This window comes from Actinoplanes sp. NPDC024001, from assembly GCF_040638955.1.
Classification (GTDB): domain Bacteria; phylum Actinomycetota; class Actinomycetes; order Mycobacteriales; family Micromonosporaceae; genus Actinoplanes.
The window spans coordinates 1-12,924 of sequence record NZ_JBEZZB010000229.1; the positions used below are offsets into that span (position 1 = coordinate 1).

16 protein-coding genes are annotated in these 12,924 nt (G+C 74.4%); 6 read left to right on the forward strand and 10 right to left on the reverse strand.

Going from position 1 to position 12,924, the window contains the following annotated elements; all coding sequences use genetic code 11:
* The 4 genes from AB0F81_RS46765 to lexA all read right to left on the reverse strand — a co-directional run.
* Window positions 1-882 (reverse strand): PEP/pyruvate-binding domain-containing protein (locus tag AB0F81_RS46765; protein WP_360210099.1); only part of this gene is annotated, 882 nt, incomplete at its 3' end.
* Window positions 879-1,451 carry a transcriptional regulator gene (locus AB0F81_RS46770; protein WP_360210101.1) on the reverse strand — a complete coding sequence of 191 codons (573 nt, stop codon included), beginning with the start codon at window positions 1,449-1,451 and terminating at the stop codon, window positions 879-881. The genes AB0F81_RS46765 and AB0F81_RS46770, both read right to left, overlap by 4 nt.
* Window positions 1,448-2,515 (reverse strand): helix-turn-helix domain-containing protein, encoded by a 1,068-nt coding sequence (locus AB0F81_RS46775; protein ID WP_360210103.1) that lies wholly within the window; start codon window positions 2,513-2,515, stop codon window positions 1,448-1,450. The genes AB0F81_RS46770 and AB0F81_RS46775 overlap by 4 nt, the downstream gene beginning before the upstream one ends.
* A gap of 62 nt (window positions 2,516-2,577) precedes the next feature.
* The gene (lexA, locus tag AB0F81_RS46780; RefSeq protein WP_360210105.1) at window positions 2,578-3,222 is read right to left on the reverse strand and encodes a transcriptional repressor LexA; all 645 of its coding nucleotides are present in this window, start codon (window positions 3,220-3,222) and stop codon (window positions 2,578-2,580) included.
* Window positions 3,223-3,291: 69 nt separating this feature from the next.
* On the opposite strand from lexA, the gene AB0F81_RS46785 reads away from it, so the two are divergent.
* Window positions 3,292-3,942, forward strand: coding sequence for a pyridoxal 5'-phosphate synthase (locus tag AB0F81_RS46785; RefSeq protein ID WP_360210107.1), 651 nt, complete (start codon window positions 3,292-3,294; stop codon window positions 3,940-3,942).
* On the opposite strand, the gene AB0F81_RS46790 is transcribed toward AB0F81_RS46785, so the two are convergent.
* Window positions 3,931-4,587: a hypothetical protein gene (locus AB0F81_RS46790; RefSeq protein ID WP_360210109.1), complete on the reverse strand. Its 657-nt coding sequence runs from the start codon at window positions 4,585-4,587 to the stop codon at window positions 3,931-3,933. The genes AB0F81_RS46785 and AB0F81_RS46790 overlap by 12 nt on opposite strands.
* Before the next feature lie 69 nt (window positions 4,588-4,656).
* On the opposite strand from AB0F81_RS46790, the gene AB0F81_RS46795 reads away from it, so the two are divergent.
* Window positions 4,657-5,079: a nitroreductase/quinone reductase family protein gene (locus AB0F81_RS46795; RefSeq protein ID WP_360210111.1), complete on the forward strand. Its 423-nt coding sequence runs from the start codon at window positions 4,657-4,659 to the stop codon at window positions 5,077-5,079.
* Window positions 5,076-5,780, forward strand: a complete 705-nt coding sequence (locus AB0F81_RS46800; protein ID WP_360210113.1) for an HAD family hydrolase — start codon at window positions 5,076-5,078, stop codon at window positions 5,778-5,780. The genes AB0F81_RS46795 and AB0F81_RS46800 overlap by 4 nt, the downstream gene beginning before the upstream one ends.
* Here the strand turns inward: AB0F81_RS46800 and AB0F81_RS46805 are convergent.
* A complete protein-coding gene (locus AB0F81_RS46805; RefSeq protein WP_360210115.1) occupies window positions 5,775-6,674 on the reverse strand; it encodes an aminotransferase class IV in 900 nt (299 codons plus the stop codon). The two genes, AB0F81_RS46800 and AB0F81_RS46805, sit on opposite strands and share 6 nt — an antisense overlap.
* Window positions 6,675-6,779: 105 nt before the next feature.
* Here AB0F81_RS46805 and AB0F81_RS46810 point away from each other — a divergent pair, with 105 nt between their 5' ends.
* The gene (locus tag AB0F81_RS46810; RefSeq protein WP_360210117.1) at window positions 6,780-8,240 is read left to right on the forward strand and encodes an FAD-dependent oxidoreductase; all 1,461 of its coding nucleotides are present in this window, start codon (window positions 6,780-6,782) and stop codon (window positions 8,238-8,240) included.
* A gap of 41 nt (window positions 8,241-8,281) precedes the next feature.
* On the opposite strand, the gene AB0F81_RS46815 is transcribed toward AB0F81_RS46810, so the two are convergent.
* Together AB0F81_RS46815 and AB0F81_RS46820 are read right to left on the reverse strand one after the other, a co-directional pair.
* The gene (locus AB0F81_RS46815; protein WP_360210119.1) at window positions 8,282-9,322 is read right to left on the reverse strand and encodes a class I SAM-dependent methyltransferase; all 1,041 of its coding nucleotides are present in this window, start codon (window positions 9,320-9,322) and stop codon (window positions 8,282-8,284) included.
* Between the two features lie 54 nt (window positions 9,323-9,376).
* Entirely contained in the window at window positions 9,377-9,541 is a 165-nt protein-coding gene (locus tag AB0F81_RS46820) for a DUF1059 domain-containing protein (protein ID WP_360210121.1), read from the reverse strand.
* Between the two features lie 32 nt (window positions 9,542-9,573).
* On the opposite strand from AB0F81_RS46820, the gene AB0F81_RS46825 reads away from it, so the two are divergent.
* On the forward strand, window positions 9,574-10,317 hold the full coding sequence (locus tag AB0F81_RS46825) for a BTAD domain-containing putative transcriptional regulator (protein ID WP_360210123.1): 744 nt from the start codon (window positions 9,574-9,576) through the stop codon (window positions 10,315-10,317).
* 342 nt (window positions 10,318-10,659) lie between these two features.
* Here the strand turns inward: AB0F81_RS46825 and AB0F81_RS46830 are convergent, their stop codons facing one another.
* Together AB0F81_RS46830 and AB0F81_RS46835 are read right to left on the reverse strand one after the other, a co-directional pair.
* Window positions 10,660-11,319 carry a response regulator transcription factor gene (locus tag AB0F81_RS46830; protein WP_360210125.1) on the reverse strand — a complete coding sequence of 220 codons (660 nt, stop codon included), beginning with the start codon at window positions 11,317-11,319 and terminating at the stop codon, window positions 10,660-10,662.
* A complete protein-coding gene (locus AB0F81_RS46835; protein WP_360210127.1) occupies window positions 11,316-12,503 on the reverse strand; it encodes a sensor histidine kinase in 1,188 nt (395 codons plus the stop codon). The genes AB0F81_RS46830 and AB0F81_RS46835 overlap by 4 nt, the downstream gene beginning before the upstream one ends.
* 123 nt (window positions 12,504-12,626) lie before the next feature.
* Between AB0F81_RS46835 and AB0F81_RS46840 the strand changes: the two genes are divergently transcribed.
* Window positions 12,627-12,924, forward strand: a 298-nt coding sequence (locus tag AB0F81_RS46840; RefSeq protein WP_360210129.1) for an ATP-binding cassette domain-containing protein, incomplete at its 3' end; no start/stop codon positions are given.

The window sequence follows — 12,924 nt, forward strand, 5'->3', positions numbered from 1 at the left end:
GGCCGCGACGCCGGGCCCGGCGCCCCGGCCGCGGGCGAGCACGTCCAGCCCGGCGCCGGCACGGATCCGCGGGGTACGGGCGGCGCGCAGATCCCGTTCGCTGACCCGCCCCACCGCCGTCCGCCGGTCGATGACCCGCTCGTCGGCCAGGTCGACCGCCACCCGCACCGCCGCCCGCCCGACCAGTCCACCGGCGCGCACCTGCAGAAACCACAGCCGGCCCGACTCGACCGTGAACTCCACATGGCAGGCGTCCCGGTAGTGCGACTCCAGCCGCCGCAACGCCGCGGACAGCTCCGCCCACACCGCCGGCTCCCGCTCGGCGAGCTCCGCCAGCGGCCGGGTGGCGTGCTCGCCGCTCACCACGTCGGTGCCCGGCCGCCCGAACAGGACGTCGCCGAAGAACTCCCGCGAGCCGGTGCTCGGATCCCGGCTGAACGCGACCCCGCTCCCGCTGCGCTGATCGCGGTCGCCGTGCACCATGGCCTGCACGATCACCGCGGTGCCCAGGTCGTGCGCGATGCCGTGCAGCTCCCGGTAGGTGACGGCGCGCGGGGTGCGCCACGACGAGAACACCGCCTCCACGGCGGCCCGGACGTCGCCGGGCGCGACTCCGAGGACGGTGTCCATCATGCCGGGCATCGACACGGCGGCGCCGGACCGGACCGCCACCAGCGGCGCCCCGAGCGTGGCCAGCGCCGCGCCGAGACCGTCCGGAAAGCTCCCGTCGCGCAGGAACTCCCGGCAGGCCGCGGCGCCGATCACGAAGCCGGGCGGGACGGGCAGGCCGAGGCGCAGCAGCTCGTTGAGGCCGTGGGCCTTGGCGCCGATCACGGCGGCCGGCTCCCCCGCGTGCGCGTCCAGCCGGTGGAGGTGGCTCATCGCGGGATGCCGAGGGTGGCGAGCAGGTCCTCGTGCAGCTGGAACCACACGCTGTGATACGAGTCGGTGGTCTCGGCCAGATACCGCGGGGCGCCGTCGCGGGCCCGGTCGAGGGCGGTCGTCAGGCGTACCCGATAGCGGCCGAAACGCGGCAGGGCCGCGCGCAGATCCGCGCAGACCGGCTCGGCGCGCCGGTCCAGGTCGGCGAACCGGGCCAGCACCCGGCCCGCGAGGCCGGGGTCGGCCGAGGCGTCCAGCGCCGCCGAGCACAGCTCCAGCAGCTCCGGGTTCAGGATCAGAAAGCTCTCGTACGCCGCGGCGACCGCCTCCCGTGCGCCGGCCCGGTCGAGTTCCGCCGAGATCCGCCGGGCGTCCTCGGCGCGACCGGCCTCGGTCAGGCCCCACCCGCCGCCGAACTCCCCCGTGGTCCGGGTGACGAACCCGTCCACCGCGAGGTCGATCAGGTGCGACTCGGTGTCCGCCTGGTCGAGCCCGCTCGCGTCGGCGACCCGCGCCAGCTCGGCGAACCCGATGCAGCGCAGCGTGTGCAGCACGGTGTCCTGGCTCATCGCTCTCCCGTCGCGATCGCGGCCGCGTGGCCGGCGCCCCGGCCGTCCGCCCGCGCGACGATCTCCCCGTCGCCGATCCGCACGGCGGCCTCGGTGTCGTCCGCCGCGTCCACCCCGGCCGCCGCGGCGAGCAGGCCCTCCTCGTCGAGGATCAGCCGCACCGCTGTGCCGGCCGGGCCGAACACCCGCCGCAGGCTCCCGGCCAGGTCGGTGATCCGCAGCCGGACCAGCGCGCCGATCTCGGCCGGGGTGCTGGTCACCGCGGCGATGGTGACCGGCTCGCCGGGCCGGGCCGCCCGGACCGCCTCCTCGGCCATGCCCAGCCGGGCGGCGCCGAGGATCACCACGACGCCGTCGCCGGCGCAGCCGACCGGGCCGTCGGTGAGCGCGTCGGTCATCTCGGCGGGCGGCGCCCACGCCTGCCGGCCGGGGCGCGCCGCCGGAATGTACGGCAGGTGCGGCGGGTCCCACCGGTCCGGCGCCTCCATCGCGGCCAGGTAACGGCAGGCGCGGGTCACGTCGAACGGGTCGCCGAAGCCGGGCGCCGACTGGGCCAGGTGGTCGGCCCCGTGCAGCAGCGTGAGGATCAGCTCGGCGAGGCGCACCCGGCGGGCCTCGCGCGGCCGCGACGACTCCAGCCGCAGCGCCAGCAGCAGGCTCTCCAGCTGGGCGAGCCCGGCCATGGCGGCCCGCCCGGGCTCGTCGTCGAAGACCCCGGTCACCGAGTGCCCGCGCAGCCGGGCGCCGGCCGCGGTGTCCCCGGTCAGCGGCAGCCGCTCCAGCCAGGTGCGGGCGAACGCCTCGGCGGCCGCGGCGACGTCGGCGGGCGGCGCGGGGCTCGCCGCGGACGGCCGGTTCCGCGCGATCTCCAGGAGCACGGCCAGGTAGAGGGATCGTTTGCCGGGGAAGTTCGAGTACACCGCCCCGCGGGTCAGCTCGGCCCGCTCGGCGATGCGGTCCACCTTCGCGTCCGCATAGCCGTGCTCGACGAACTCGCGCGCGGCGGCGGCGAGCACGGCCGCCCTGGTGCGGGCCTGCTGCTGCACCCGGGTCAGCCGGGCCATCGGGAGTTCCTTGCTGCGGTCACCGCATCAAGATACTCGCAACATCTGGATGTTCATAACATCTAGATGCGCCGGAGCACCGAGACCACCTTGCCGAGGATCACCGCGCGGTCGCCGTCGATCGGCTCGTACGCCGGGTTGCGCGGCTCCAGCACCACGTGCCCGCCGCGCCGCCGGTAGACCTTGACGGTGGCCTCCTCGTCGATCATCGCGGCCACGATCTCGCCGTTGTACGCCTCGTGCTGTTGGCGTACCACCACGATGTCGCCGTCGCAGATCGCCGCGTCGACCATCGAGTCGCCCTGCACCCGCAGGCAGAACAGGGTGCCCCGGCCGACCAGGTCGCGGGGCAGGTCGAGCAGCTCGCCGGTCTCCTCCTCGGCCAGGATCGGGGTGCCGGCGGCGATCGTGCCGACCAGCGGCACACCGACCGTCGAGGAGTTCCCCGCCTCCCGGGTGGCCGGCTCCAGATACATCCGGACGTCGATCGGCCGGGTCACGGTCCGCCCGCGGCGCAGGAACCCGAGCTCCTCCAGGACCTGCAGGTGGCGGCTGACCGAGGAGGTCGAGGCCAGGCCGACCGCGTCCGCGATCTCCCGGGTGGACGGCGCGTGGCCGTGCTTCACCGCCCAGTCCCGGATGACGGTCAGGATCCGCCGCTGCCGCTCGGTCAGCACGGACGTGTCGAATTCCTCAGCCCAACGCACCTGAGGATCTTGCCAGACGCGGGCGCCGGTTCCCGCCGGGCCACGCCCGCCTGGGGCAGGATCACCCGGGTGAGCATTCGTGACCTGCTGCGCGGCCTGCCGGTCTTCGCCCGGCCGCTGCCCTCGTTCCGCACCGCCGGCGCCCCGGACGACCCGCACGAGCTGTTCGCCGCCTGGTTCGGCGAGGCGGTCGCGGCCGGCGTGACCGAGCCGCACGTGATGACTCTGAGTACGGTGGACGCCGACGGGCTGCCGGACAGCCGGGTGCTGATCCTGCGGGAGGCCGACGAGCGCGGCTGGCAGTTCGCCACCGACGCGACCAGCCCGAAAGGCCGGCAGCTGGACGCTAACCCGGCCGCCGCGCTCGGGTTCTACTGGCGCGAGCAGGGCCGGCAGGTCCGGGTACGCGGAACGGTCGCCGCCCTGGACGCCGCGACGTCGGCCGGCGACTTCCTGGCCCGGTCCCCCGCCTCCCGGGCGGCCGCCCTGGCCAGTCGGCAGAGCCGGGTGCTCGCCGGCCCGGCCGACCTGGAACGCGCCTTCACCGCCGCCGAGCGGACCGTCGAGCAGGAGCCGGGCACGCTCAGCGCCGAGCACACCGTCTACGCCGTCACCGCGTCCACGGTGGAGTTCTGGCAGGGTGACCGGGACCGCCGGCACGTCCGCCTGCGCTACCGCCGGGACGGCAGCGGGTGGGTGACGGAGCTGCTATGGCCGTGACCGCGACGGCAGACCGAACTCCTTGACGACCTTCGCGCCCGGCTGCGGCTGGAGCATGATCTGCTGGGCACGGGGCGCCGGCATCGGCACCAGCTCGAACTGGACCGCGTGGACCCGTACGTCGGGGGTGAGATCCTCATGATCCTCAGCCACCAGCAGGCCGTCACGTCCCAGCCGGCCGAACACCGGCGCAGCCGGTGCGGCCGGATCCGTCTCCGGTCCCGGCGGCGTGCCGGCCGGCGCCGACCCGGTGAGGGTCTGGAACTCGGTGAAGTAGGTGCCGCTCCGGTGGTCGCAGTCGTAGACGACCAGCGCCACGCGGATGATCTGGTCCTGTGTGGCCTGGTCACGCAGGGCCGCCAGGCGCCGCGCGACCCCGGCCTCGGCGTAGGCGAACAGCCGGATCGGATCACCCGGCCGGGTCGACCAGTAGACGCTGCCGAGCACCGCCACCGCCGGGGTCAGCCGAATCCCGGCGCCGGGCGACTGTTGCGCGGTCACGTCGGTCGGCACCGCGACCTTGAGCTCGGGCGGCACCGCGGCGCCGGCGACGGACAGGTCGAGCAGATAGCCGATGGGCTGGGACTCGTCGGGCCGGAAGTCGAGCGCGTCGACCGGATCACAGTCTTTACGGAACTCGGACATGCCCGCACGGTAGGCCCGAATGCGACAGAAAAGTGTCCGCTGATCTACACCCGTGGTTGACTCCAACCCATGGATGACTGGAACGCGAAGATCATCGCCGAGTTCCGCGCGAACCAGGGCCGCGTCGGCGGCCCCTTCGAGGGCGCACCGATGATCGTGGTGCACCACCGGGGCCGCAAGAGCGGTCGCGAGCTCATCTCACCGCTGATGTTCCTGCCGCACGAGACCGACCGCGACATCATGTACGTCATCGCGTCCAAGGGCGGCGCGCCGACGAACCCGCAGTGGTACCACAACCTGCTCGCTGCCGGCGAGGCGACCGCCGAGGTCGGCACCGAGACGTTTCCGATCACCGTGAAGGAACTGACCGGCGAGGAACGCGACCGGGTCTTCGACGAACAGGCCCGCCGCTACCCGGGCTTCGCCGACTACGCGAGCCGGACCGCCGGCATCCGGGTGATCCCGGTCCTGGAGCTGACCCGGGTCCGATGACGATCAGGGTGGCGATGTGGTCGGGGCCGCGCAACATCTCGACCGCGATGATGCGCAGTTTCGAGTCGCGCGCCGACACCGTGGTGGCCGACGAGCCGCTCTACGCCCACTACCTGGCGGTCACCGGCATCGACCACCCGGGCCGGGAGCAGATCCTGGCGTCCCAGCCGACCAGCTGGCCGGAGGTGGCCGCCGCCCTGACCGGGCCGCTGCCCGGCGACCCCGCGGTGCACTACCAGAAACACATGGCCCATCACCTGCTGCCGCAGATCGGCCGGGACTGGCTCGGCAAGCTCACCCACGCCTTCCTGATCCGCGACCCCGAGCACGTGGTCGCGTCCTACGCGCGGGTCCGCGGCGAGCCCACCCTGGCCGACCTGGGCTATCCGCAGCAGGCCGAGATCTTCCGCGCCTACGGCGGGCCGGTGGTGGACGCCGCGGACGTGCTGCGCGATCCGGAGACCACGCTGCGGCGCCTCTGCGCCGGTCTCGGCTTCGCCTTCGACCCGGCGATGCTCTCCTGGGCGCCGGGCCCGCGCGACTCCGACGGCGTGTGGGCGCCTTTCTGGTACGCCGCGGTGCGCGCGTCCACCGGCTTCGCCCCCTACGACCCGTCCCCGGCGGTGGTTCCCGCCCGGCTGAGGCCGCTGGTCGAGGCGGCCCGCCCCTACTACGAGGAGCTCGCCGAGCACCGGCTATAGAACGCGGACGCCGTGCGTGGCGGCGTGCTCCTGGTAGATCTTCGCGAGCCGGGCGGTGAGCGGGCCCACCCCGCGGTGGCCGATCGGCCGGCCGTCGATCACCGTCACCGCGGCGATCTCGCCCATGGTGCCGGTGCAGAAGACCTCGTCCGCGGCATACATCTCGGTGAGCGACACGTCGCGCACCACCGCCGGGATCCGGTGCACGGCGGCCAGGTCCAGCACGGTCTGCCGGGTGATGCCCTCGGGGCAGGCCGCCGTGGTCGGCGTGACCAGGCCCTCGCCGATCACCGCGAACAGGTGGGTGGCGTTGGTCTCGGCGACGAAGCCGCGCTGGTCGAGCATGAGCGCGTCGTCGGCGCCGGCCGCGTTCGCCTCGATCCTCGCCAGGATCGAGTTCAGCAGGTTGTTGTGGTGGATCTTCGGGTCCAGCACGTCGGGCGCGGGCCGGCGCACGCTCGCCGTGGCCAGCCGCAGGCCGGTGGTGTCGTAGACCGGCGCCTTGTGCTCGGCCAGCACGATCAGCGTCGGCCCGGAGCGGTTCAGCCGCGGATCCATCCCGCTGGTGACCTTCACCCCACGGGTCAGCGTGAGGCGGATGTGCACGCCGTCGGTCATCTCGTTGGCCCGCAGGGTGGCGGCGATCGCCTCGATGATCGCGTCGTCGCCGGGGATGCCGGCGAAACCGAGCGCGAGCGCGGAACGGCGCAGCCGGGCCAGGTGCTCGGTCAGCCCGAAGATCGCACCCCGGTAGAGGCGCAGTCCCTCCCACACCGCGTCGCCGCCCTGCACCACCGAGTCGAACGGGGACAGCCCCGGCTCGTCGCGGTGCAGCAGCCGGCCGTTGACCCAGTAACGGATGTCGGCGTTGCGCTCGTCGTACCGCTGCAGCATCGCCCGATCATAGGCGCGTCGACAGGACGTCGACGCGACGTCCACAGCGGCCCGGTTCCCTTCAGGAGTCAACGACAGGGAACGGAGCAACTCACCATGGAGCAAGTGGATCGGCGTACCGTGCTCGGCCTGGGCACGGCGATCGGCGCGAGCGCGCTGCTGGCGCCCTTCACCACCGGCGACGTCGCCGAGGCCGCCGCGCACACCCCGCGCGGCCTGCGCGGCCGCGCCCTGCTGCCCGGCGATCCCGGGTACGCCGAGGAGATCAAGACCTACAACCTGGTGCAGGTCCCCGACCCGGGCCTGATCATCGCCGCCGAGACCGCCGGTGACGTGCAGATCGCGGTGCGGATCGCGGCGAAACGGGGCGCCCCGATCGCGGTCCTCGCCACCGGGCACCAGCCGTCCGTGCCGATCGGCCGGGACGCGGTGCTGATCACCACGCGGGCGCTGCGGGGCGTCACGGTCGACGCCCGCCGGCGGCTGGCCCGGGCCGAGGCCGGAGCGCTGTGGCAGCACGTCGTCGAGAAGGCGGCGCCGGCCGGCCTGGCGCCGCTCAACGGGTCGACGCCGATCGTCGGCGTGGTCGGCTACACCCTCGGCGGTGGCCTGAGCCCGACCCTGGGCCGCCGGTACGGCTACGCCGCCGACCACGTGCGCAGCATCGACGTGGTGACCGCCGACGGGCGGCTGCGGACGGTGACCGCCAAGTCCGACCCGGAGCTGTTCTTCGGGCTGCGCGGCGGCAAGAGCAACTTCGGCGTGGTCACCGCCGTCGAGTTCGGCCTGTTCCCGGTCACCTCGTTCTACGGCGGGTCGATCCTGTTCGCCGGGGCCGACGCGGGACGGCTGCTGCACGCGTACCGTCGCTGGGTCCGCACCGTGCCGGACGCGATGTCGTCGTCGGTGGCGCTGATGCGCATCCCGGACCTGCCGTCGTTCCCGCCGCCGCTGCGCGGCCAGTCGGTGGCGAGCCTGCGCATCGCCTGGAGCGGCGAGGCCGCGGCCGGCGCCGCGCTGGTCCGGCCGCTGCGGGAGGCCGCGGCGCCGATCATGGACATGGTGGCCGAGCAGCCGTACGCGGCGTTCCCGGCGATCCACAGCGACCCGGTGGACCCGATCCCCGCCTACGAGCGCACCGCGCTGCTGCGGGAACTCTCCGGCGACACGGTCGACGCGCTGCTCGCCGCCGCCGGCCCGGACGCGCCGTTCCCGATCACCATGGTGGAGGTGCGGCACCTCGGCGGCGCGCTGGCCCGCCCGCCCCGGCACCCGAGCGCGGTCTCGCACCGCGACGCGGCGTTCACGCTGTTCATCGCGAGTATCGCCGGGCCGGACCAGGCGGCCGCCACCCGCGCCGCCGAGGCCGAGATCATCCGGGCGTTGCGGCCGTGGAGCACGGGCGGCAGCTACATCAACTTCATGAGCGTCGACGAGGCGTCGGCGGACGCGGTGCGCCACGCGTACCGGCCGGACGTCCACCGCCGGCTGCGCCACCTGAAGCGGCGGGTCGACCCGGCCAACCTGCTGCGGCTCAACCACAACATCGCGCCGGCCCGGGATTGACGGCACACGGTTTCCCGGGCGGCCGGCCGCCCGGGAAACCCTCATCGCCGCGCGACGTAGATCAGGTTGAACGGGGTCTCGGCGACCCGCCGGAACGTGCGGAAGCCGGCCTCCCGGACCACCGCGCCGATCGCCGCCTCGCCGGCCTGGTTGCCCAGCGCGTCCGCGGCGCCCTCCGAGACAGCGTGCGGCACGCACAGGAAGGTGGAGAAGGAGTAGTAGACCCGGCCGACCGGGTTCAGGTTCTCCCCCGGCGAGGCGCCCGCGAACGGCTCCACGATCAGCCACCAGCCGTCGTCGGCCAGGGCGTCGTGGATGTGCCGGGCGGCGCCGACCGGGTCGCCCATGTCGTGCAGGCAGTCGAAGGTGGCGACCAGGCCGTAACCGGTGCCCGGGAAGTCCTGCGCGCTCGCCACCTCGAAGGCGCACGGGCTCGCCGCCTTGCGGGCCAGCTCGATGGAGTGCTCGTGCGCGTCGAACCCGGTGCAGGCCGACGCCGGGAACGCCTCGGCGAGCAGCCGGGTGGAGGCGCCCAGGCCGCACCCCACGTCGGCGACCGGGATGCCGGCGGTCAACCGGTCGCCGAGCCCGGGCACCGCGGGAACCCAGGAACTGACCAGGTTGGCCGCGTAGCCCGGACGGAAGAACCGCTCGCAGCCGGTGTAGACGTCCGGGTGGTGGTCGCCCCACGCCACCCCGGCACCGGTGCGGAACGCGTCGAGGATCTTCGGGGAGTCGGTCAGGCACGCCACGGCCAGCTGGAACGCGCCCGGCAGCGCCGGGCCGTCCGGGTCGGCGAAGGCGTACGCCTGCTCGGCGGTCATCGAGTAGGTGCCCGCCGCCTCGTCGTACGACAGGTGTCCGCCGGCCGCCTGCCCGGGCAGCCACTCCCGGACGTAACGTTCCGCGGTCCCGGTGTAGTCGGCCAGCTCCTCCGGGGTGAACGGTCCCGCCTCGGCCAGCGCCCGGTAGAGGCCGAGCTTGTCGCCGATGGCCACGTTGCCGGCCGAGATCGTCGCACCGAGATCGGCGACGAAGCGGCCCAGTAGTTCGTCGAGTCGGTCCTGCTGCAGTTCAGTCATGCCGGTCAGCGTGTCCGGCCGGGGTTGGCGCCGCCTTGGCGCAACCTTGGCGTGTCAGTCCGGCAACAGCTCGATCCAGCCGCGGATGTCCTCGGCGGTCTCGGTGCCGACCAGGTCCGGATGGTCGGTCTCCAAATGGGTGAGCACCATCGCGATGACGGCGTCGTCGGAGTCGGCGCGGGCCGTGTAACCGCATTCGCAGCGAACCTGACGGGTCATGGATTCCCTCCGCGTCGGTACCTTCTGAAGACATGGCCCAGTCGAGCCGGGTGCAGCTCTGCGGGCCGTTCGCCGTGGAGCTCGGCGGGCGGCGCGTCGACCAGGCCCTGCCCGGGCGGCAGGGCCGCCTGCTCTTCGCCTACCTCGCCGTCGCGGACGCCCAGCCGGTCAGCCGCGACACCCTGGTCGACGCCCTGTGGGGCGACAACCCACCGGCCTCGGCGGGCGCCGCGCTGAGCGTCGTCATCTCGAAGGTACGTGCGGTCGTCGGGCCGGACGTCCTGCCGGGCCGGGCCGGCCTGTCGCTGCGGCTGCCGTCACCGGCCCACGTCGACGTCCGGACCGCCCTGGCCGCGGTGCACGCGGCCGAGTCGTCGATCGCGCTGCGCGACTGGCGTCGGGCCTGGACGGTGTCGCTGACCGCGCAGTTCGTGGCCCGCCGCCGGTTCCTGCCGGAGACCGACGCGCCGTGGGCCGAGTCGTGGCGGCGGCGCCTCGCGGACGCGCGGGCCCGGGCGCTCGAATGCTACGGAACGGCCTGCCTGGAGATCGCCGGCCCGGAGCTGCCGGCTGCCGAGCGCGCGGCCCGGGAACTGCTGGAGCTGGCGCCGATGCGCGAGACCGGGCATCTGCTGCTGATGCGCGCGCTCGCGGCCCGCGGCAACGTGGCCGAGGCGCTCGCGGCCTACCAGCACGTGCGGGCCCTGCTGCGCGACGAGCTGGGTGTCAGCCCCTGCCAGGCGCTCCAGGACGCCTACGCCGAGCTGCTCAGCTGATGCCTACGCCGGGCTGCTCAGCTGATCGGGCCTTCCCGGTCGCGGTCCGGCGGCGGGTGGGACCAGCCACGCTCTGCTTGGCGCATACCCCTGGGGGCCGCCTGAAACCCGGTGCTCCCGCTCTTCTCTCGCGACTCGGCCGGACCTGACCACCCGAAAGACCGGACAGCCCTGCCCTTCGTGACCACCCGCCGGCACGCTGCGACCGAAGTCACCGCGCGCGGCCGCATGCAACCGGAGACACGCCGCGCGGCGGCATGCAACCGGAGACACTGCCGCGCGGCGGCACACGGCCGGAGGCTCGCCGCGCGGCGGCATGCGCCTGGGTCAGCGCGCGGCGGCTCAGGGGGTGACCAGCCCTGCCCGGTAGGCCACGATGACCAGCTGGACCCGGTCGCGGGCCGACAGTTTGGTCATCAGCCGGCCGACATAGCTCTTCACCGTCGGCATCGTGATGTGCATCCGCGCCGCGATCTCCGCGTTCGTGGCGCCCTGCGCGATCAGCGTCAGCACCTCGCGCTCGCGGCCGGTGATCCCGCCCAGCTCGACCGGAGCCACCGCCGCCGCCCCGGGCTCCGGCTGCCGAGCGACCATCTCGATGAGGCGGCGGGTCACGCTCGGAGCGATCAGTGCGTCGCCGGTGGCGACCACCCGGATCGCGGCGACGATCTCCTCCAGCGCCATGTCCTTGACCAGGAAGCCGGAGGCGCCGGCGCGCAGCGCGCCATACACATACTCATCGTCGTCGAACGTGGTGAGCACGACGACGCGCGGCCCGCCCGGCTCGGCGGTGATCCGGCGGGTCGCCTCGATGCCGTCCAGACCGGGCATCCGGATGTCCATCAGCACCACATCCGGCCGCAGCTCGGCGGTCAGGCGCACCGCCTCGGTGCCGGACCCGGCCTCACCGGCCACCTCGATGTCGTCGGCGTCGGCCAGCACCATCTGCAGGGCGCTGCGGATCAGCGCGTGGTCGTCGGCGAGCAGAACCCGGACGCTCATGCCGCCCCGGCCGGCAGCCGGGCCGCCACCGCGAAGCCGCCGCCCGGCCGCGAGCCCGCCGTGATCGTGCCGTCGACCAGCGCGACCCGCTCGCGCAGGCCGACCAGCCCGAAGCCGCCGGACGGGTCACCGCCGACGCCGTCGTCGACCACCTCGATCGCCAGCTCGGCCGGCCGGTAGTCGACCGACACCCGGCAGGTGGCGGCGGCCGCGTGCCGCAGCACGTTGGTGAGCGACTCCTGGATGATCCGGTAGGCGGAGAGCTCCACCTCCGCGGAGAGCGCCCGCTGCTCGCCGCTCCACGTCAGATCGACCGCCACCCCGGCCGCCCGCGCGGCGCCGACCAGCTCGCCGACGTCGGCCAGGCCGGGCGCCGGCTGCAACGGCGCCGCCGCCTCGCCCGGCTCGCGCAGCCCGCCGAGCATCCGGCGCAGCCCGGACAGGGTGTCGCGGCTGGTCGTCTCGATCGCCCGCATCGCCTCTCGCGCCCGCTCCGGCTGGGTGTCCATCACCCGGGCGGCCGCGCCGGCCTGCAGCGCGATGACGCCGACGCTGTGCGCGACGTGGTCGTGCAGCTCCCGGGAGATCCGCAGCCGCTCGGCCACCACGGCCTGCTCGGCGGCCTGCTCGCTGAGCCGCCGGGCATAGTCGCGGGCCTGCCGGACGGAGAACCCGAGCAGCCCCGCGACCAGGGTGGGCAGCACCGCGAAGGCCAGCCAGTCGGTCCCCTCCAACCGCAGGCTCACGTCGCCGGCGGGATCGGGCTGCCCCAGCACCGCCCGCAGCACCGTGCTCACCGGCAGGGCGGCGAGCATCGGCACGAGCGCGGCGGCCCACGCCCAGGGCGGGAGCACGACGACCACCCGGGCCAGCACCACCCCCGCGGCGAACAGGAACAGCGCCACCGCCTGGTCGGGATCACCGGCGATGCCGTCCGCACCGACCGCGATGACGAGCACCACGGCGGAGACCACCAGCAGATGGAGCGCGGCCAGCGGGCGGCGGCGCACCAGCGCGCTCGCGCCCAGCCCGGTCACCACCGCGGCCACCACCAGCGCCCAGCACCAGGCGGGCCGCGCCGGCATCCCGGACGGCATGCCGGGCACGCCGGAATAGCCGCGCAGCGCGCTGAACGCCGCGGCCGACCAGAGCAGCGCCACCCAGGCGCCCGGTGCACCGAACATCGCCCGAGACTATCGGCGGGCCCGGGGCGGCAGCATCGGACCACGGGCCGACTACCACGGTCGGCACCGAGGGGTTCCGCGGTCCGATGACCGAGCGCCCCGCTCCCCGGAACAGTGATCGGCATGATTCACGTCGACCAGCTGATCAAACGGTACGGCCGCACCACCGCGGTGTCCGGCCTGTCGTTCACCGTCCACCCCGGCCGGGTCACCGGGTTCCTCGGCCCGAACGGCGCCGGCAAGACCACCACCCTGCGCGTCCTGCTCGGCCTGGACGCGCCGACCAGCGGCCGCGCCACCATCGGCGGGGTGCCGTTCCGCAGCCACCGGCGCGGGCTGCGGCACGCCGGCGCGCTGCTCGACGGCGCGCAGGCCCACCCCGGCCTCTCCGCCGTGGTGCACCTGGCCGCGCTGGCCCGCG

Bases quoted from the DNA above. Each gene is read 5' to 3' on its own strand.
- AB0F81_RS46830 (WP_360210125.1), bottom strand. From the start codon at position 11,319: ATGAGCGTCCGGGTTCTGCTCGCCGACGACCACGCGCTGATCCGCAGC.
- AB0F81_RS46790 (WP_360210109.1), bottom strand. From the start codon at position 4,587: ATGTCCGAGTTCCGTAAAGACTGTGATCCGGTCGACGCGCTCGACTTC.
- AB0F81_RS46815 (WP_360210119.1), bottom strand. From the start codon at position 9,322: ATGACTGAACTGCAGCAGGACCGACTCGACGAACTACTGGGCCGCTTC.
- AB0F81_RS46770 (WP_360210101.1), bottom strand. From the start codon at position 1,451: ATGAGCCAGGACACCGTGCTGCACACGCTGCGCTGCATCGGGTTCGCC.
- AB0F81_RS46800 (WP_360210113.1), top strand. From the start codon at position 5,076: ATGACGATCAGGGTGGCGATGTGGTCGGGGCCGCGCAACATCTCGACC.
- AB0F81_RS46775 (WP_360210103.1), bottom strand. From the start codon at position 2,515: ATGGCCCGGCTGACCCGGGTGCAGCAGCAGGCCCGCACCAGGGCGGCC.
- AB0F81_RS46835 (WP_360210127.1), bottom strand. From the start codon at position 12,503: ATGTTCGGTGCACCGGGCGCCTGGGTGGCGCTGCTCTGGTCGGCCGCG.
- AB0F81_RS46795 (WP_360210111.1), top strand. From the start codon at position 4,657: ATGGATGACTGGAACGCGAAGATCATCGCCGAGTTCCGCGCGAACCAG.
- AB0F81_RS46820 (WP_360210121.1), bottom strand. From the start codon at position 9,541: ATGACCCGTCAGGTTCGCTGCGAATGCGGTTACACGGCCCGCGCCGAC.
- AB0F81_RS46825 (WP_360210123.1), top strand. From the start codon at position 9,574: ATGGCCCAGTCGAGCCGGGTGCAGCTCTGCGGGCCGTTCGCCGTGGAG.
- AB0F81_RS46805 (WP_360210115.1), bottom strand. From the start codon at position 6,674: ATGCTGCAGCGGTACGACGAGCGCAACGCCGACATCCGTTACTGGGTC.